The organism is Paraburkholderia nemoris (assembly GCF_905221015.1).
In the GTDB taxonomy this organism is placed as follows: Bacteria; Pseudomonadota; Gammaproteobacteria; order Burkholderiales; family Burkholderiaceae; genus Paraburkholderia; species Paraburkholderia nemoris.
In genome coordinates this window covers 82,720-101,789 of the sequence record NZ_CAJNBO010000002.1, presented here as the reverse complement: position 1 = coordinate 101,789, position 19,070 = coordinate 82,720, and the positions used below count along the sequence as shown (strand labels likewise).

Annotated in this window: 16 protein-coding genes; 3 read left to right on the top strand and 13 right to left on the bottom strand. The window is 61.2% G+C overall.

What is annotated here, in order from left to right; translation table 11 throughout:
• Positions 1-103 precede the first annotated feature (103 nt).
• The 12 genes from KHO33_RS03170 to KHO33_RS03115 all read right to left on the bottom strand — a co-directional run bounded on the left by KHO33_RS03170 (position 104) and on the right by KHO33_RS03115 (position 12,108).
• Positions 104-850 (bottom strand): fimbria/pilus periplasmic chaperone, encoded by a 747-nt coding sequence (locus tag KHO33_RS03170; protein WP_200561264.1) that lies wholly within the window; start codon positions 848-850, stop codon positions 104-106.
• Between the two features lie 80 nt (positions 851-930).
• A complete protein-coding gene (locus KHO33_RS03165) occupies positions 931-1,485 on the bottom strand; it encodes a fimbrial protein (RefSeq protein WP_200561262.1) in 555 nt (184 codons plus the stop codon).
• A gap of 104 nt (positions 1,486-1,589) precedes the next feature.
• On the bottom strand, positions 1,590-2,159 hold the full coding sequence (locus KHO33_RS03160; protein WP_200561260.1) for a fimbrial protein: 570 nt from the start codon (positions 2,157-2,159) through the stop codon (positions 1,590-1,592).
• Positions 2,160-2,548: 389 nt separating this feature from the next.
• Positions 2,549-3,934, bottom strand: coding sequence for an MFS transporter (locus KHO33_RS03155; protein ID WP_200561258.1), 1,386 nt, complete (start codon positions 3,932-3,934; stop codon positions 2,549-2,551).
• Between the two features lie 183 nt (positions 3,935-4,117).
• Entirely contained in the window at positions 4,118-5,557 is a 1,440-nt protein-coding gene (locus KHO33_RS03150) for an NAD-dependent succinate-semialdehyde dehydrogenase (protein WP_200561256.1), read from the bottom strand.
• Positions 5,554-6,591 carry an aldo/keto reductase gene (locus tag KHO33_RS03145; RefSeq protein ID WP_200561254.1) on the bottom strand — a complete coding sequence of 346 codons (1,038 nt, stop codon included), beginning with the start codon at positions 6,589-6,591 and terminating at the stop codon, positions 5,554-5,556. Before KHO33_RS03145 ends, KHO33_RS03150 begins: the two co-directional genes overlap by 4 nt.
• 82 nt (positions 6,592-6,673) lie before the next feature.
• Positions 6,674-7,198: a formaldehyde-activating enzyme gene (fae, locus tag KHO33_RS03140; RefSeq protein ID WP_200561252.1), complete on the bottom strand. Its 525-nt coding sequence runs from the start codon at positions 7,196-7,198 to the stop codon at positions 6,674-6,676.
• Positions 7,199-7,827: 629 nt separating this feature from the next.
• A complete protein-coding gene (locus KHO33_RS03135) occupies positions 7,828-8,118 on the bottom strand; it encodes an H-NS histone family protein (protein ID WP_054034751.1) in 291 nt (96 codons plus the stop codon).
• A gap of 167 nt (positions 8,119-8,285) precedes the next feature.
• Complete coding sequence (locus KHO33_RS03130; protein ID WP_200561250.1) at positions 8,286-9,485, bottom strand: serine hydrolase domain-containing protein; 1,200 nt, start codon at positions 9,483-9,485, stop codon at positions 8,286-8,288.
• 93 nt (positions 9,486-9,578) lie between these two features.
• The gene (locus KHO33_RS03125; protein WP_054034749.1) at positions 9,579-9,782 is read right to left on the bottom strand and encodes a hypothetical protein; all 204 of its coding nucleotides are present in this window, start codon (positions 9,780-9,782) and stop codon (positions 9,579-9,581) included.
• Positions 9,783-10,293: 511 nt separating this feature from the next.
• Positions 10,294-10,554, bottom strand: a complete 261-nt coding sequence (locus KHO33_RS42000; protein ID WP_128576130.1) for a hypothetical protein — start codon at positions 10,552-10,554, stop codon at positions 10,294-10,296.
• 87 nt (positions 10,555-10,641) lie between these two features.
• Positions 10,642-12,108, bottom strand: coding sequence for a sigma-54 interaction domain-containing protein (locus KHO33_RS03115; RefSeq protein WP_200561248.1), 1,467 nt, complete (start codon positions 12,106-12,108; stop codon positions 10,642-10,644).
• A gap of 313 nt (positions 12,109-12,421) precedes the next feature.
• On the opposite strand from KHO33_RS03115, the gene KHO33_RS03110 reads away from it, so the two are divergent.
• The 3 genes from KHO33_RS03110 (at position 12,422) to KHO33_RS03100 (ending at position 15,432) form a co-directional block, all read left to right on the top strand.
• Complete coding sequence (locus tag KHO33_RS03110; RefSeq protein WP_054034747.1) at positions 12,422-13,822, top strand: GntP family permease; 1,401 nt, start codon at positions 12,422-12,424, stop codon at positions 13,820-13,822.
• Between the two features lie 157 nt (positions 13,823-13,979).
• On the top strand, positions 13,980-14,951 hold the full coding sequence (locus KHO33_RS03105; RefSeq protein ID WP_200561246.1) for an alpha/beta hydrolase family protein: 972 nt from the start codon (positions 13,980-13,982) through the stop codon (positions 14,949-14,951).
• A 79-nt stretch (positions 14,952-15,030) separates the two neighbouring features.
• Positions 15,031-15,432: a RidA family protein gene (locus KHO33_RS03100; RefSeq protein WP_054034745.1), complete on the top strand. Its 402-nt coding sequence runs from the start codon at positions 15,031-15,033 to the stop codon at positions 15,430-15,432.
• Positions 15,433-15,493: 61 nt separating this feature from the next.
• Here the strand turns inward: KHO33_RS03100 and KHO33_RS03095 are convergent, their stop codons facing one another.
• On the bottom strand, positions 15,494-19,057 hold the full coding sequence (locus KHO33_RS03095; RefSeq protein ID WP_200561244.1) for an ATP-binding protein: 3,564 nt from the start codon (positions 19,055-19,057) through the stop codon (positions 15,494-15,496).
• Between the last annotated feature and the right edge of the window lie 13 nt (positions 19,058-19,070).

Here is a 19,070-nt window from a genome sequence, read left to right as displayed (position 1 = left end):
GCCTAGATTCGTCCATCCGCCAGGGTGATTGCATGAAGCTCACAAGCCCAGCGAAGTGACACGATATTGATCGTTGGCGCTGGCCTTCGGGAAGCGTATCTGCCTATTGGCCTAGCGGTGCGTCACCCTTCAAGGCAGCGCCGTAATCGCTGATCGCCGTGTAGTGAACCTTCGCGCCGGCCTGCACCGCATTCATCTGCGTCACGGGCAGCACCTCGGTTGCCTTGGGCGCCACCATGCCACCGGCTTCGTTCTGATAAGTCTTGCCGCCGCTTTCAACCTCGATCGCGCTGAACGACACGTAGTACGGTGTCGGGTTCGACACGCTCAACGCCAGGCCCTTGCCGTTCGCCGCGGGTACGGTCTTCCAGCTCAACTGTGTGGGCGCTTCTTCGGGCTTGCCCGGCAGGTTGGCCGGCCGCATAAACAGCTTGACGCGCGTGCGGTATGCAAACTGCAGAATCGTTGTGTCGCCGCCTTCCTTCGCCTTCGGCGGGATGTCTAGCACGTTGAGCCAGTACACCGATTCGCGGTCGGTCGGCAGCGACGCGTCAGCGGTGTAGATCACGCGTAGCGTCTGCGACTTCTGCGGGTCCATCCGGAAGATCGGCGGCGTAATCACAAACGGTACCTTGATCTCACCCGGCTTCGCATCCTGATGGCCATCGTCAATCCAGGTCTGTACTAGCGAAGGCTCATGACTGTCGTTATCCAGCTTGACCGTGACTTCGCGCTGATCCGCCGGATATACCACCCGCGTACCGACTATCGTTACGCTGGCATTGACATTGGCCGCCAGCAGTGCACATGCAAATCCAAGACCAATGGTTAGTTTTCCGAATCGTTTCATGGCGATCACCTCAAATAAACGTGTTTAAATTCATACCGGAAGAAAGGCGTTCGCTGGAGCGAACGCCTTGAACTGACCGGTTATTGATAAACCAGTTGATAAGTCACCTTAGCGAGCACCGCACCGGGTTGGACAGCGCTAGTGGCGACGTACTGCGCGTAGTACTGCAAAGTCGCGTTGCCGTTGGTGATCGTCGCGCCATTGTTGGCAACATCGTTATTGATATTGTTGGAGGCATTAAGTCCAATCATGTTTCGGTTTAACAACACGACTTGCACGCCTTGAGCAGCCCCGGTAGTGGCCTGATTAACCAGCACACCATTATCGAGCGACTCGTCGTCAATGAAGGAAGCGACCACCTTGGTTGCCGGGCCCGCGCAGTTGGTTAGGACAAGCTGCAGGTCCGTCAGGGCCGATATACCTGCGGTTGCACCCCTCTTCGGGAAAGCGGTCGCCGGAACCGTCGGCAACGTGACGGTCTTGGTGAAGGTCGTGCCGGCGGCCGTACCGTTGATCGAGCATGTATTGGTTGCCACCGTGCCGTTGACCGAAACCGAGCCGTCCGAGGCATGAGCCGCGATCGACGCCAGGCCCAGCAGGCCGGCGATCGTCACGGTTGGAAGAAAAGCTTTCATGTTGATTCTCGAATGAAATAAATGTCGCGGCCAAAGTGCCATGCATGCACGACAGATCAGCCACGAGAAGAGCGCCTGCCAGAGCGGACGCCCTCGACTGTCGCTTACTGGTACGACATCGTGAACGCAGCCGTCGCCTTCACCGCGCCAGCCGATGCAGCACCGCCGTTTGCGATGTACTGGGCGTAGTACTGCAGCGGCGCCGTGGTGTTACCACCGGTTACCGTCACGCCGTTGTTGGCCAGCGTGTTGTTGGTGTTGCTGCGGATGTCGATCGGCTGCATCGCAGCGTTCAGCAGTTGAACTTCCACGTTACCTGCCGCGCCCGTCGAAGCCTGATTCACCAGGTTGCCGGTCGCCTGGTCAACCGCTGCACCGTTTTCCCAGGTGGCGACGGCCTTGGTCGTCTGCGCCGAGCAACCCGTCAGGTTGATCTGGATGTCGCTCGCCTGCGAGGGACCAGCAGTCGCACCAGCGGACGACAGTGCCGTCGCGGCCACCGTAGGCAACGTGATGTTCTTGCTGTACGCGGTGCCATTGGCCGTACCGTTGATCGAGCAGGTCGATGCGGTCACAGTGCCATTGATGACGAAGCTGCCGTCTGCGGCCGAGGCATTGAGCGACGCAAAGCCCAGCACGCTGACGGCTGCCAATGCGGGGAGGAAAGACTTCATAATTGTTGCTCCAATGAATTGAAAAGGTTCGTGATAAGTAACTATGGCGAATTCGTATTCAGTACGACCCGCCATTTGCCCCTGGGCGCTCCAATGTTCTAAGCCAGAAAAATGGCGGTATGTGTTTCGAACCATTGGCCTGTCGTTCAGGCGCAAAACAATATTAAGATTCGGCACTATCGAAGTACCTAGGACGATTCTCAAATTGACGGGACCATTCTTACGGCCCGTAAGAAATCATTGGGTAGCGGTGCCTTTTTCTCAGACCGGCAATTAAGATTTTTCCGAAAATTGCCTGGAGACCCTCTACTCGACTCTCGCGCAGCAAATAAAAACCCCGCCGCATCGTTGCCGATGCGGCGGGGTTTCTAAACAGCACTAACCGCGGACTACGCGCCGCTGGCTTCGTTCAACGTCAGATGCTTCGTCTCAGGTGCCCATGCAATCGACACCACCATGCCGATCAGCAGAACAACAGCCAGCACCATCATCGTCGATTGAAAACCCAGGTGGAGGATGCCAAGCGGCAACAAAAACGTCCCGACGGCCGAACCAAGTCGGCTGCACGCAATCGCCAACCCGACACCGCATGCACGCACTTCGGTCGGAAAACACTCTGGAGGAAACACGCCAACAAGGTTTGAGAAAGCGGACATCGTCAGCGTGAAGATCGCGAATGCGACGATCATCGCGAGCGTTGCAGACTCCGGCAGCACGCTCAACGCAATCAGCGACATGCACGTCACCGCGAACGAGCCGATCAGAAACGCACGGCGCGATAACTTAATGGTGAGCCAGATACCAATCAGCGCACCAAGCACGAGGAAGCCGTTCAACAGAAAATCCGCGCCCGACCCGTCGTTCAAATGGATCGCTTTAAGAATGGTGGGCAGAAACGTGTAAATCGCGAAGTACGGAATCACGAGGCATACAAAGAACGCGCAATTGAAGATCGTTCTGCGGATCAGGTCCTTCTGGAACAGGCGCATGAAGCCGCCGTGTGTATGTGCGTGTTCATCGTCGCCGCCGTCGAGCGTTACGTTGGGGCCGAAGTGCTTGAGCACGATCGCCTTGGCTTCGGCAACACGTCCCTTGCCGTGCAGCCAACGCGGCGATTCGGGCGTGCCCATACGCAAAATCAGTACGATCAGCGCGGGAATACCGGCCGACGCAAGCAGCCACCGCCACGCATCCGGCGACGCGTCGGCATACTGCATGCCGAGCACGTTGGCGACCACATAGCCGATCGTCCACACCACGCTGAACGATCCAAGCAAAGTGCCGCGATGTTTACGTGGCGAAAACTCCGCGAGAATCGCGTGCCCGACCGCAAAGTCACCGCCCATGCCAAAGCCGATCAACACCCGCAGCAAACACAACTCGAACGGCGAACTCACATAGAACTGCGCGAACGCTGCTACGGTGATGATCAGAAAACTCATCAAAAAGATCTTCTGCCGCCCCAGACGATCCGACAGCCAGCCAAACACGAGGCTGCCGACAAAGATGCCCATCAGCGCGGAACTGCCGATCATGCCCATCCAGAACGCGTCGAGCGGCATCTGACGATTCAGCGACGCCAGCGCATAGCCGATCGTGCCGAGTGCAAACCCTTCAGTAAAGTGCGCGCCGAACGTCAACCCGGCGATTTTGACGTGGAACGCGTTCAACGGAACGTCGTCCAGAGGAACGGGGCCGCGCACGGCCGCTGCGGCGGCGGACGGCAAAGTGGGGGCGAGGCCGAGAGTGGCCGCCTGGCTATCCTGAGTGCTCACGCTGTCTCCTTGTTTGTACGTGCGCGGATGGCGCGGTGCCGGCGTGATGCCGGTGTCGCGCCAAGCCACGCAGTTGGGCTCGTTATTCGCTTCGCGGTTTATCCTCGTTCGCCTCGCTATTCGCCGCGTGCGTCGGCGTGCGATGCGTCAGGCGAACGCGTGGGAAGAACGTTTGAAAGTAGATCAGCGGCCGAGCCCGCCCATCATCATGTACTTCAGTTCCGTGTATTCATCGAGGCCGTACTTCGAGCCTTCGCGGCCGAGGCCCGATTGCTTGACACCGCCGAACGGCGCGACTTCGGTCGACAGAATTCCTTCGTTGATGCCGACCATGCCGCTCTCCAGCGCCTCCGCGACGCGCCATGCACGCGCAAGGTCACGCGTATAGAAATAGGCAGAGAGACCGAACGGGGTGTCGTTGGCCGCCGCGATAGCTTCGTCTTCAGTGTCGAAGCGAAAGCACGCTGCCACCGGACCGAAGGTTTCTTCCGCGGCGATCAGCATAGACTTCGATGCATCGATCAGCACGGTCGGCTCATAGAATGTGCCGCCGAGCGCGTGTGGTTTGCCGCCCGTTAAAACCTTCGCTCCTTTCTGCAACGCGTCGGCAACATGCGCCTCCACCTTCTTCAGCGCCGTCTGGTTGATCAGCGGACCTTGCTCAACCTCGCCTTGAAGCGCGTTGCCGATTCGCATCTTCCGCACGGCTTGTGTCAGCGCCTGCGTGAATGCATCGTAGATGCCGTCTTGAACGTAGAAGCGATTCACGCACACGCAAGTCTGTCCGGTATTGCGGAATTTCGAGGCCATCGCGCCTTGCACCGCCGCGTCGATATCCGCATCGTCGAACACGATGAACGGCGCGTTGCCACCAAGCTCCAAAGACAGCTTCTTCAGCGTATCCGCCGACTGCTTCGCGAGCAGTTTGCCGACGCGCGTCGAGCCGGTGAACGAGAGCTTGCGCACCACCCCGGATTCAGTCAGCACGCCGCCGATCGCGACTGCGTCGCCGGAGACGATGTTGAACACGCCTGGTGGAATGCCGGCCTTCTCCGCCAGTACCGCCAGCGCCAAAGCGGATAACGGCGTTTCTTCGGAAGGCTTCAGCACCATCGTGCAGCCCGCCGCGAGCGCCGGCCCGGCCTTGCGCGTAATCATCGCGAGCGGGAAGTTCCATGGCGTGATGGCCGCGACCACGCCGACCGGTTCGCGCGTCACGATGATCTTCGCGTTCGGATTCGGGCTCGGGATCACGTCGCCATAACTGCGCTTGGCTTCCTCGGCGAACCATTCGAAGAAGCTCGCCGCATAGCCGACTTCGCCGCGCGCTTCGGCAAGCGGTTTGCCTTGCTCGCGCGTCAGCAATTCGGCGAGCGCGTCGCGGTTCTCGAGCATCAACTCGCCCCAGCGTCTGACACGCGCGCCACGTTCTTTTGCGGTCAACGCGCGCCACACTGGAAAAGCGCGTTCAGCCTCGGCAACGGCCTGCGTCGTTTCCGCCGCGCCGCCCCTGGCGACTTGAGCGATTACCTCGCCCGTCGCAGGATTCAGAACGGGATATGTGCTTGCGCTTTCGTACCATTCACCACCGATGTAGTGTCCGGTTCGGAGAAACTCGTTCATGCTGCCTTCTCCAGGTTCTCGACGAACGTACCTTGCGCAAGCCGCGCTTCACGAGCGATGCGTTTGCCTGCGGTGTAGTCGTTGATCAGATCGCACGGGGTGTAATTGCGTTCGAGTTCGAATAGTTCGTCGGCGGAGAGCTTCGTGCCTAAAGCGGCCAACGCGCTATCGAATTGCGCAGGTGTGTCCGCCCCTACCAGCATGCTCGCCACACCACCATGATTCAGCACCCAGGCCTGCGCGATCTGCGCAGCGGACACGCCGCGCCGCGCCGCCACGCGCGCCACCGAAGCAGCAATCTCACGAGATGCCGTGTCGCCGTACATTTGCGCAGTGAAGAAATCGGTCTGGTTACGCGTTGAGTTCGGATCGCAGGTCAACAGACCACGCGCCAGCGGACTGAACACCGACACCCCGACACCCTGATCCTGGCAATACGGAATCATTTCGCGTTCTTCCTCGCGGTAGGCCAGGTTGAGCTGCAGTTGCATGTTGATAGGTTTGTGCCAGCCGTTGCGCTCGCACACTTGCATGATCTTCGCGAACTGCCACGTGTACATTGTCGATACGCCGATATAACGAGCCTTGCCCGCACACACGATATCGTTCAACGCACCCATCGTTTCCTCGACCGGCGTGTTCACGTCGAAAAAATGCAGCATGTAGATATCGACGTAATCCATACCGAGGCGCGTGAGCGACGCGTCGATACCGTCCATGATGTGCTTGCGCGAATGGCCGCCGGCGTTCTGATACGTGCCCATGTCATAGCCGACCTTGGTCGTCACGACAATCTCTTCACGCCGCGCAATGCGCTTCAGAATGCGGCCCACCACTTCTTCGCCCACACCAGTCGAATAGAAATCGGCGAGGTCGATGAAATTGACGCCGGCTTCCAGCGCGTGACGCACGATTGGCTCGCTCTGCGCTTCGTCGAAGATCCACGGCTTCCATTGCGGCGTGCCCATGTTCATCGTGCCGAGGCACAGACGCGACACCTTCAGGCCCGAGTGGCCGAGCCGAATGTATTCCATAGTGCTTGTCTCCTTCCTGATCACATTCAGTAGCGCACGCAGCAGCACGCCCCTCACGGCACGCGAACCGCGTTGCGTGTGATTAACGTTGTTTGGGGGTGTAGAACGGATTCGATACGTCGCGCGCGGCGGCAAACACTTCATCGCGATGCGGCAGGCCCTTCATCGCCGCGAGAATCGCGTTCTTGCACGCGCGGTAGTTGTTCTCGAAGACGGCGTCGAGATCGTTGGTGGCCGGATTGACCCAGTTCGCCGACACCACCACCCAATCGTTCTCCGCTTCGGGCGGCAACGTGCCGTTCTCCAGCGATTCGGCCACCGCTCTCGCGATGCCGGCTTGCGAAGCACCCCACGTCGCGTTGCCATGGAAGTCGCTGCCGATCTGCGCCTTGTTCACATAGAGCGTCAGCGGCTTGGTCGGCACACCCGGCCGCGCGATCACGACAAACGGTGCGTGCCCCGCTGAAGGCGTCGCCAATGCCGTAGCGAAGGCCTGCCCTGCGGGGCCGTTGCGCGGGCCGACCAATACGTTGATATGCGCGAGATTGACGCCAGGACCTTCGAATCCTTCGCCGATAAAGAGTTGTTTGTCCGTCGATACGCTCATGGTCTTTCCGTCGAGGGTGAGTGGATGACCGATTGTGCTGCGCGGTCTTCGCGACCATGTATCGATGAGTTTTGATGCGGGGTATGAGGCGAACTCATCTCCGGGTTTGCCCCGGGCGCATCAGGCGGCACATTGAATGGCGCGTTGACTCGCGCACACGGACGAGCGCAAAGGTGAGACTTTTCGGGACTCGCGATGGCGAGCCTCGAATCTAGGCGAAAGGTGAACGCACAGAAGGCCGCACACGCACCCGCGGCGCGAGGTTCAGCAGCGAGGCGAAGCACGCGGAAAAGACCGTGTGAGAATTGAACGACGGACTACGCGATTCTTCGCATAGCCAGGGAACGCCCGCCAGCAAAGGCTGGCGCGGGTTTCGAGGGAGGCTGCGACACCACGAGGGACAGCCGGGATGACCACACCGCAAGGTGCGTCATCCGACAAAACCAGGCTCACCGAAACAACGAACCCTGGCGCAAGGCGCCTCGCTAAACCCACGGCGCGCGTTGCAAGCTCACGCGAAAGGTGAGCGTTTTCGGGACCCTCTCAGCGGTGCGAGAAAAACCCGACGCAACTTCACTTCAGAGTAATTCGGCGCATTGCGAGCGCAAGCGCCATGGCCAAAACGTACTTTAGCCTTCGATCAGAAAGCGCTCGCGATTCTTGCCGGCGAGCCAGCCAGGCGAGCGGCCACGGCCGCTCCACGTCTCGCCGGTTTTCGGGTTGCGGTACTTGGCTACCGAAGGCGCTTTGCGTACTGCAGCACGCTTGCTCGTAAAACCCAGCTCTTCCGCGGTCAGATCGTACTCGGCGACCTTCTGCTTGATCTCGGCAATCGCCTGTGCGATTTCCTTTTCGCGCGCCACCGCGACTTCCTTATGAAGCTTCTCGAGCTGAGCAGTTAACTGTTTATATGAGGCCATGGCGGGTACTCCGATCGATTTGACTAACTGCGGTGCGCACACTTGCGGACACTATCAGACGAATAAAGTGCCGGATAGAGCGGCTCGCGCAGGGCGGTCCGCTCAGAGTGCGCCCGTGAACTGTCCGCCGTTCAAGACCGCCCACTCAACTGCTGCAGGCCACGCACTCAATCGTCAATTGCATCGTACACGCGGCGCTCGAAATCAACCGACATTGGGAAAGGTTCGACAGCACGCCGCTGAATCAGCATCAGCCCGATCAGGTCCTCCACCGGATCGGCGAACCAGCTCGTGCCATACGCACCCGGCCAGCCGAACGAACCCATTGAGCGATAGCCGAGCGGCAACCGCTGCGCCGGATCGTCGACGACGGACAAGCCGAGGCCGAAGCCCTGGCCTGCCCACAGCAGATGACCGAACGCCGGCACGCGCCGCTGGTCGCGGGTCAGAAAATTCGAGCGCATCAAATCGACCGAGCGATGCGACAGCAGACGTGTCGAGCCGACGCGTCCACGCCCTAGCAACAGTTGCGCGAACTGCAGATAGTCCTGCGCGGTCGAGACAAGGCCGCCGCCGCCGCTCTGGAAGCGGTCGGGATTCGCCCAGCGGCTCGCCGACGGATGATCTTCGACCACGCGCCGCCGCGTGCCCGCCTCGACGCCATACGCCGTTGCCAAACGCGCGAGCTGCGCGTCGGGCACCCAGAACGCCGTATCGCGCATGCCGAGCGGTTCGAAAATCCGCGTCCGGAAGAAGTCACCGAGCCGCATGCCGCTCACGCGCTCGATCAGCACGCCGAGGACGTCGGTCGCGATGCCGTAGTGCCAGCGCGCGCCGGGCTGAAACATCAACGGCAAGCTGGCTATGCGCCCCAGCCACGCGCTGGCATCCCCGCGGGCTTCAATGCCGTTGAAGGCGGCCGCGTAAGCGTCGGCCAACGGTCCGGTGGCGGTGAAGTGATAAGCAAAGCCGGCGCGATGGGTGAGCAGATCGAGCACGGTAAGCGGCGCTCTGACCGGGTCGGTTTCGTCGAGCGGGCCGGTGGGGTCGCGCAGCACGGACGGCACCGCCAGCTCCGGCAGCCACGACGAGATTGGTGTGTCGAGCGCGAGCCGATCCTCTTCGATCAGTATCAGGATCGCCGCGCTCGTCACCGGTTTGGTCATCGACGCGATGCGAAACAGTGTGTCGCGCTCCATGGGCAATTGCGCCGCTTCGTCGCGCAGGCCGAGCGGCTCGAAGTAGCCGATTTCTCCGCGCCGCCAGACCAGCGAAACGACCCCCGCCACTTCGCCGCGTTCCACATAGCCCTGCATGGCGTTCGTGAGCGCCGTCAGCCGGGTGGCTGAAAGTCCTGCTGGTTGCATGCGCCTCCTGAATTCTTAGGTGTTACGTTCCCTAATTTCTGCCGGAAACGTTACCCGATCAGACGGTACACGTCACCCTCCACCCACGGACAGTTACGCTTTCTGCCGATCCTCCAATGCGGCGAGGGCCGCATTGAGCCGTTTGACGCGACTGGCCTGCGACGGCACCAGTGCCGCTCCAGACACCGAGTTAATACGGTTGCGCCAATATGACAGCGGGATGCGGTCTGCAGCGGAAATATGCGTGATTACATTTTCAAGGTGTTCGATATCTTTTTCGAGTTGGAGGTGATTCATTGCTTTCCCCGGAATTACTCATTGAGCCAGTTTAAAAGCATAAAGCGTGCCCCGATTACTTCAGAAGTTTCGTTGAAGCGGAAAATCGTTCTGAAGGTGATAATTCGGGCCGCCGCAGAACCGGCAAAACCTGCACATTGTTTTGATTGTGAGCCGGCCAGATGAGGATACTGCGGCGAAACTTCGCGTTCCGTTAGGTGGCGCACCGACTTGGCCTGACAGCGAAAACCGAGCCTTTTTCGTCAGAGCAAACAATTAAAGTAATAATCTCGAAGCAGTTCGATCAATATTCATCGCGCATCATAACCATTTCGGCGAACGCACATTAGAGCCAGATATTTATGACGACCATATGCTTTTTGCATGACACCGCTCGCCGTATGGCCGGTTTGGCCCGGTTAAGCGGAAACTGCGAAGAGAGGGAGACAGCCCGCCGTCATGGCCGAGCGGCGGGATCAAGGAAGGAAAGTGTCAATCACACGCATCACACCAGCCATTGGCCGGCGTGGCGTCATTTCGCCCGGCAGGCGTAAATCAGACTGAGGGTGCCGTTGTCGCTGGACTGGCGCACGACGTCGAAGGCGCCGCCGCACGCGGCGTTTGCCTGCTGCGAGCAGGAGTCGGATCCGACCGAACACTGGACCAGCGTAGTTGGTCGGCCATCCGACAGAAACAGCGGCGCGCTACTGCTGCAACTGCTCAGCATGGCGATTGCGGGAAGCGCCAGCGCGGCACAGGCACTCCGCGCGAAAGAGGAAAGACTGCGTTTCATTTGAAACCCCGATCACGTCTTGTTTTTCGATCACGCGATTGTGCCACGCGGCAATTGCACTGCGTCACGCGATCTCGCGGGACTTCGTCACACCTCGATGCCGTATGCCGCGATCTTCTTGTAGAGCGTCGCGCGGCCCATGCCGATCTGCATGGCCGTCTCGATCACGCGACCGCCGTTGGCGCGTAAGGCGTCGCCCAGGAAACGCTTTTCGAACCCGGCCATGGCATCGCTCCACGACGTCGCTTCGGGCGCCTCCGAGGCGAGGTCTGAAGCGTGCGCTTCAGAGTCCGTGGATACAAGCAGGCGATGTCCGCTTTGCGCCGAACCGATGAAAGGGGCCAGCGCACGTGCATCGATGCGCTCGCTGTCCGAGAGCACCACCGCCCGCTCCAGCGTGTTGCGCAGTTCGCGCACATTGCCGGGCCACTCATACGAACACAGCAGCCGCAAGGCATCGTCCTGCAATTCGAAGTGACTGGCGCCGCGCGCTTGTGCCGACAGGTCCTCGAGCATGGCGTAGGCAAGCGCTTCGATATCGGACGAACGCTCGCGCAGCGCCGGCGCCTGAATCGTCAACACGTTCAGCCGATAGAACAGGTCCGCGCGGAAACGTCCCGCCGCGACCAGCGCCGGCAAATCGGCCGAAGTAGCGGCGATGATCCGCACGTCCGCGCGCACGATCCGGTTCGAGCCAAGCGGCTCGAACTCCTTGTCCTGCAGCACGCGCAACAGCTTGCCCTGCAAAGGCAGCGGCATATCGCCGATTTCGTCGAGAAACAGCGTGCCGCCGTTCGCAAGTTCGAACTTGCCGACCCGTCCTTTCCGGTCGGCGCCGGTATAGGCGCCGGGCGCGGCGCCGAAGAATTCGACTTCGAGCAAGGTGTCCGGAATTGCCGCCACGTTGACGGTCACGAGCGGCCAATTTGCCCGCGCCGATCCGCCGTGAATGGCATGCGCCAACAGTTCCTTGCCCGTGCCGGTTTCGCCGAGCAACAGCACCGGCGACTCGAGTTGCGCGGCGCGGCGCGCCTGGCGCTTCACTTCGAGACTGGCCGCGCTCGTGCCGACAAAACTGCCGAACGTGTACTTCGCCCGTCTTGCCTGCGCGAGCGACTGACGCGTCGCGATCAACTCTTCCTGCACGCGCGAGTAATGGGAAAAAAGCGGCGTGAGCGCCTTCAGCTCGTCGAACAACGCGAAACCCACCGCCCCGACCGTTTCACCCGCATCGTCTTTCAACGGCAGCCGCGTCACGACAAGCGGCTCGCGACCCGTTTCGAGGATGTCGAGCAGAATCGGTTTGCCGGTTTTCACGACCTCGCGCATCAGGCTGTTGGGAATCACCTCCTCGCAATCCCGGCCAATCGCCTGCTCCGGGTCCGAAAACCCAAAGCGCGCCGCGTAGCGCTTGTTGATCCAGACGACGCGCGCCTCGGCGTCGACGATGAAAGTGCCTTCGCTGAAGTTTTCGAATGTGCGGAAGAGCGAATCCATCGCCCGGCGAAGTACGTCGCCGTAAGTAGCAGGAAGGCCCGCCCAGTCGTTCATCATGGTGTCGCTGTCTCCGGCTATCGTTCTATTTATGCATATCTCATTTCGTGGACAAGCTTATCTCATCGGCGAGATCGCCAGCAAGCCTGCTCCATAAGGGTTTAACCTCGGTTCGGCCTATCTTCAGCCGATCTGCGTCCCGATTTGGAGACGTTTGGGTACAATCGGCCGCATCGCGTTTCGAACTTCGGCCTGTGAAATCAACGGACAGGCCGTTGCGGCGTGCGTGGCATGGAATCTGCATTTGCGGGCGCCGGGCCGTCGCACTCATCGGGACGGCGTACACGTAGAACAACCAAGCTTTGGAGACTCAATGTCCTTTGTTATCGTCCTCGCCGCACTGGCGTTTCTGATGTTTGCCGCGTATCGCGGCTACAGCGTCATTCTGTTCGCGCCGATCGCCGCCCTCGGCGCGGTGCTGCTGACCGATCCGGGCGCCGTCGCGCCGGTGTTCTCCGGCATCTTCATGGAGAAGATGGTCGGCTTCGTGAAGCTTTACTTCCCCGTGTTTCTGCTGGGCGCGGTGTTCGGCAAAGTCATCGAACTGTCCGGCTTTTCTGAGTCGATCGTGGCCGCGGCCATCCGCTATATCGGCCGCTCGCGTGCGAATGCAGTGATCGTCGCGGTGTGCGCGCTGCTCACCTACGGCGGCGTCTCGCTCTTCGTGGTGGTGTTCGCGGTGTATCCGTTCGCCGCCGAGCTGTACCGCCAGAGCAATATTCCGAAACGCCTGATGCCTGGTGCGATCGCGCTCGGCGCATTCTCGTTCACCATGGATTCGCTGCCGGGCACGCCGCAGATCCAGAACATCATCCCGACCACCTTCTTCAAGACGACGTCCTGGGCCGCGCCCACGCTTGGCGTGATCGGCTCGCTGTTCATCATCGTGGTTGGCCTCACCTATCTGGAATGGCGCCGCCGCGCGGCAATGGCAACCGGCGAAGGCTACGGCACGGAACTCGTCAACGAACCGGAACGCGTCGAATCGAAGCAACTGCCGCATCCGCTGCTGGCGGTTGCACCGCTGGTGCTGGTCGGCGTGGCGAACTTCCTGCTGACTCGCTGGATTCCGAACTGGTACGGCGCGACGTACACCATCGCACCGGACATCCTGCCGGGCATCCATGCGCCGGTCACGACGACGATCAAGAGCGTCGTCGCGATCTGGGCCGTGGAAGGCGCACTGCTGCTGGGTATCGTGATGGTCGTGGTGACGGCATTCGGCCGCGTGCGCGAACGCTTCGCGGTCGGCACCAAGGCTGCAGTGGCAGGCGCACTGCTGGCTTCGTTGAATACGGCGTCGGAGTATGGTTTCGGTGGCGTGATCGCGGCTTTGCCGGGCTTCCTGGTGGTCAGCGATGCGCTGAAAAGCATTCCGAACCCGCTCGTCAATGCCGCAGTTTCGGTGAGCTCGCTGGCGGGTATCACGGGTTCGGCATCGGGTGGCATGAGCATCGCGCTCGCCGCCATGTCCGACACGTTCATCAAGGGCGCGGAAGCGGCGCATATTCCGATGGAAGTGCTGCACCGGGTCGTCGCGATGGCGAGCGGCGGTATGGACACGCTGCCGCATAACGGCGCGGTGATCACGCTGCTGGCGGTGACGGGTTTGACACACCGTCAGTCGTACCGCGATATCTTCGCGGTGACGGTGATCAAGACGCTGGCGGTTTTCTTTGTGATCGCGGTGTATTACATGACTGGGTTGGTTTAATTTCGCCTTACAAGGGAAACTGATTCCAAACCGGACGCGCTGAAACGGCAGCGCGTCCGGAACATCCGCTACGCTTGACCTCGCAGTATTTCAATGTTTTGATTTGGACGCGTGAAATAAATCGCAAGAAATAGCGACCCATAATCGGGGCATCCGAATGTCCAACAAAACGAAAGCCGCCGCCGTCCGCGCACTCGCGCAAAGTCTGTTCACTGCCATCGCATTCGCCGGCTCCGCCACGCCCGCCTGGCCGTCCGAACTGGATCCCATTGCTGCCGATATGCACGAGACCGTCGTTCAGGTTCCGATGACCGAGCACGGCGTCTTCGGCGAACATACGCGGGACATCGTCGCGACAACCTATATGCCCGACGGTACCGGCCCGTTTCCACTGATCGTCCTGAGCCACGGCAATCCGCCGAATGCTCGCGACCGCTTCAAGGTCGGCCGTTACCGTAAGCTCGAGCAGATTCGCGAGTTTGTCCACCTTGGCTTTGCGGTGATCGTGCCGATTCGGCGCGGCTACGGCGCGACCGGCGGCTCGTTCGCCGAGGACACCGGTTCATGCAAGAACCCAGACTTCGAAAGCGCCGGCCGGGAGGCCGCTCAAGACCTGCTCGCCACCATCGAATTTGCGGACACGCTACCGCAAATCGATCGCAACAAAGTGATACTCGTTGGTCAATCCGCTGGCGGCTTCGCATCATTAGCTGCGGCGAGCTATGCCCCCAAAGGGCTCATCGCAGTGGTCAACTTCTCCGGTGGCCGCGGTGGGGACCCAAGCCGGCATCCGGGGCAGCCCTGCGCCCCGGAACAGATGGCGAAGACAATGGCGCATTTCGGCTCGACCACGCAAGTCCCCGTGCTATGGCATTACGTCGAAAACGATCAGTACTTCGCACCGGAGGTCGTCAAAACCTGGTTCAGTGCGTTCGAGTCGGCCGGTGGGCATGGTGAACTGATTGTCGAACCGCCGTTCGGCCGGGACGGCCACGGCATGTTCGCGGTGGACGCCTCCATACCCATCTGGCTGCCGCATTTCCAGCAATTCGTCACGCCGATCGTTAACGTGAAACAAACCGCCCTTGTGCCTTCATCACACGCCGACGGTGCGGCCGCGTCACCCTAGTCGACGACGCTTCACGCCCCAAATTTTGGTCAGTTAGTTTAGGCCTTTGCCACTCGACGTCCGCCAAGCAACTGCCCTCATGAGCTCAAGCCCCGCCTTCTGGATGATCCCGTCCGCCCCGACGCCCGTCGGACCTTTCTCTCACGCCACCGAAACCGACGGCTGGGTCTTCCTGACCGGTCAGATGCCGACCTCGCCCACCGACGACAGCGCGCCGCTGCCGGACGGCGTCGTCGCGCAGACTCAACGCGTGATGGACAACCTCATACTCGTGCTGCAAGGCGTCGGTCTGACGCTGCAACACGTGGTCGCCGTGCGCATTTTCCTGACCGAGTTCAAGCGCGACTATGCAGTGATGAACGAGACCTACCGAGCCTACTTTCCCGCCGACAAACTGCCGGCGAGAACCTGCATCGGCGTCACTGCGCTCGCACGCGACGCGCTGGTCGAGATCGACTTCATCGCAAAACGCCCGGATTGACCGGTTACGACTGAAGCGCCGATGGTGATGGCGATGGCTTCGCCTTCGGCAGAAACGCCAATCAATGCGTCGACGCTTCGTCCAGCCCGAAGTGATCGCATATCGCCTCGTGCAGCGAGATCGCGCGTTCGTCCAGCTCGGTCGTCCAAGGTTCGCCGTTCTCGCATAGCCGTTGCAGTTCGCGGCATTGCTGCGCGAATCGCTGCTCCTGCACAACCAGGAACCCGCCGGCCGCGCTATGCGCCCAGCCGCCCAATGCTTCCCGGTCTTCCTGTTCGACAATCGCCAGCAGTTTCGGCAGGTCGTTTTGAAGATGCTCCTTGAGCATGGCCGTGTAACGCGACTTGTCGTCCGCGCTGAGCGTGTTCACCGGGTCGGTGGTTGCGAAGGGTGCCGCTGGGGTCGCCGCTGGGGTCGCCGCAGCCGTCTGCGTGGCTGTTGTTAAAGCCGGGGCCCGTGTCGCTGCTGTCGCCGATGCCGGCTCCGCGGACGTCACCGCGAGCAGGGCCGCCTCCAACTCGCCCAGCGACGCCGGTTTCGCGACATACCCGGTAAAGCCTCGCTCGCGCCAGCCTTCCTGCTGCTGGTTGTCGGTGACTGCGCTAAAAGCCAGCACCGGTAAGTCCGTGTGCGCTTTACGCAATGCCGCCAGCAACGCATAGCCATCCATGACGGGCATATGGATATCGGTCAGCACCACTTCGAAATGCCCTTGTTCGAATGCCGCCAGCGCTTGCCGCCCGTCGCCGGCAATCGTCGGCAGGCAGCCCAGTGCGTCGAGTTGCTCGACGATCAAGGTTTGGATCAGCGGATTGTCTTCGGCGACCAGCACCGTCAAGCCTTGCAAGGCCGGATTGGCTTCGGGAGGCGGCAATGCGGCAGAGGCTGGCGGCAGCCCCTCTGCGGCACCGGTGGCGCCCGCGGCCGCGAGATCGACCGCGGCCAGAATCGCCTTGCGGCTGAACTCCGTCACTTCGAGCACGCCGTCGCCACACGGAGCAGGACGATGCGGTCCGGTGCGCGTGATCCACACCACCCCGACCGGGTGCACCGCTCGCAACGCTGTAATCGCGTCGAGATCGTATTCGCCGGTGACCACCATCGCCTCCGGCCGGTTCACGCGCAACCACGCTTCTGCGCTGCGCATCGATACGACGGTATGAACAGACCACCCCACCAGATGCAAACCGCTGTCGATGATCTGCCCCGACTCGCGTTCCTGCGACACCACCAGCACACTGCCGCGGCGAGCCGGCTCGACAACCGGCTCGCGCAACTCATCCGGAGGCGGAGCGAGCGGGATCGACACGCTGAACGCGCTGCCGACACCCAGCACGCTCTCGACCGAAATATCGCCGCCCATCAACTCGCACAGCCGCGCGCAGATCGACAAACCGAGGCCGGTGCCGCCATAGCGGCTCGACGTGCTCGCCTCGCCCTGCACAAACGGACTGAAGATACGCGCGACCAGCGTCTGATCCATGCCGATCCCCGAATCGCAGACCCGGCAGATCAGAATCGGACGTCCTTGCAGATCGTCCTGCACTTCGGCATTCAGCGTGATCTTGCCGCACGAGGTGAATTTGAACGCGTTGCTCAGCAGGTTGTTGACGATCTGCGCGATGCGCGTGCGGTCGCCACGCACCACCTGATCGAGCGTCGGCGACAGATGCGCATAGAAGCGAATCGCGCGATCCGCCGTCATGGGTGCGTAGGAGAGCGCGATATTCTCGAAATCGTCGAGCGGACGGAACGACTCGCTCACGAGCTTCATCTCGCCGGCATCGATCTTCGAAAAATCGAGAATGTCATTGACGATGTGGCGCAACGCATCGGCCGCGACATTCAACGCCGTGAGGCGTTGCGCGTGCGCTTCGAGCCCTGGTGTACGGGCGAACAATTCGAGGTTGCCTAGCAGCGCGTTCAGCGGCGTACGAATTTCATGGCTCATCGACGCGAAGAAATTCGAGCGAGCCCGCATCGTGATCTCGGCGGTCTGCTGCGCGAGCCGCAACTGCTGTTCGAGTGCATGTTGCGCGGTGACATCGAGGATCGCGCAGAACAGCACGTCCTCGTCGGCGTAACGTGCTGGCGCGTAGGTGAACTGCAAAAACTGCGCTTGCGGCGAGGCGCTTTCGTCGGGCGCTGGCAGTGATGGCGGCTGTGACTGCGGATGCGCTTCCGGCTGCACCGGCTGCGCAGGCACGACAAAAGCCGCGATCCTCGCAAATGCAGTGATCGAAGGACCATCCGGCGCGTGGGCACGAATTTCGTCGACGATATGCGGCGGCAAGCGACTGCGGCCGGCTTCGATATGCAACAACTCGTCGGCCAATGCGTTGGCGATGATAATCGAATAGTCGCTCTGCCGGACGATGCACAAACCAACCGGCGTTGCACTAACCAGAACGTGATTGATAGTCTCGCTTTCCAGCGCGCGCGACGTTTCCGCGAAGGTGCTGCGCATCAGGCGCAACCCCCAGAAACGCGCCGCCAGCGCAATCCCCGCCAGCACCAGCAGCGCGAGGCCGGCCAGCGCGGCCAGTTGCCAACCGAGCGCGGCAATCAGCTCGCGCCACGACAGATAGCTGACCAGCGAGCCAAAGCCGGGCATCAACGGCTCGCTCAGAATCACGCCATCACGGGTGTAACGGTACGCATCGGACGGCATATGCGCGACGGCGTCTTGCAGCATGGCTGCAGTCTGCGCGTCGACGGCCGGCGACGACACGATCACATGGCGATCCGCCGTCATCAGCAACTGCGTCCCCTCGCGATCGGGCCGCGCGACATGCGCCAATAGCCCGTCAAGCGGAATGCTCATTGCGATCAGTGTGGTCGGCGTATCGCCGACATAGTAGGCGCTCACTGTGGAGATGACCGGCACGCCTTGCAACGGATCGCGATAGGGGCCAAGCCAGATCCGCTCGCCCTTGCCGGGCATACGCGTGCCGGTTTGCGCCTGCAGATCCTGCTCGAGGGTCTCACGCAACGTGCTCACGATAGCCGGCTGCAAAGCCGGCGCAGCAGTCGCGCCGCCATCGGCGCCCGCATTGGCAAGCGGTTGAGCGAGCGAAGGCAGAATCGCGGCATAGTCCTCAGTCAGCCCGAGCAGGATCGCCCGTTGCGGCAGCTCGAACGCCTGCTGCGTCACCAGCGTCGACTGTGCCGCTTCGTAGATACGCCACAGGTTCGCGCCGAATTGCAGCCCCCATGCCGTGCGCGCGGCGTCGCCGACCAGCAGGTCGAATTGCGCGTTGACCCTTGGCACCGTACCGCGTGCGACGCCGCTCACGCGCACCGCGTCCTCGACGCTTGCCGGCACGCGCAGCACGTTGTCGGTGTCGTGATAGTAGTCGAGCGTGAATTCGGCACGCCGCATGAACGATTCCTGCCGATGCAGGAGCCGCGAGAGGTCGGCAGCGCTCTGAGACACGAACGTTCGCCGGTATTCGAGTTGCTTGTCCGCGGCAAGGACGGCCAGCAGCAACGCAAAGATCACCACGATCAGCATCAGCGAAGCAATCGTGGCGAGGTACAAGCGTTGTTGGCGCTTCGCGCTATGGGCCAGCGACGCGAATGCGTGCGCCAGTGATTCCTGCGTACGGTCGAGGATCTTTTGCATCAGCTGGCAAAGT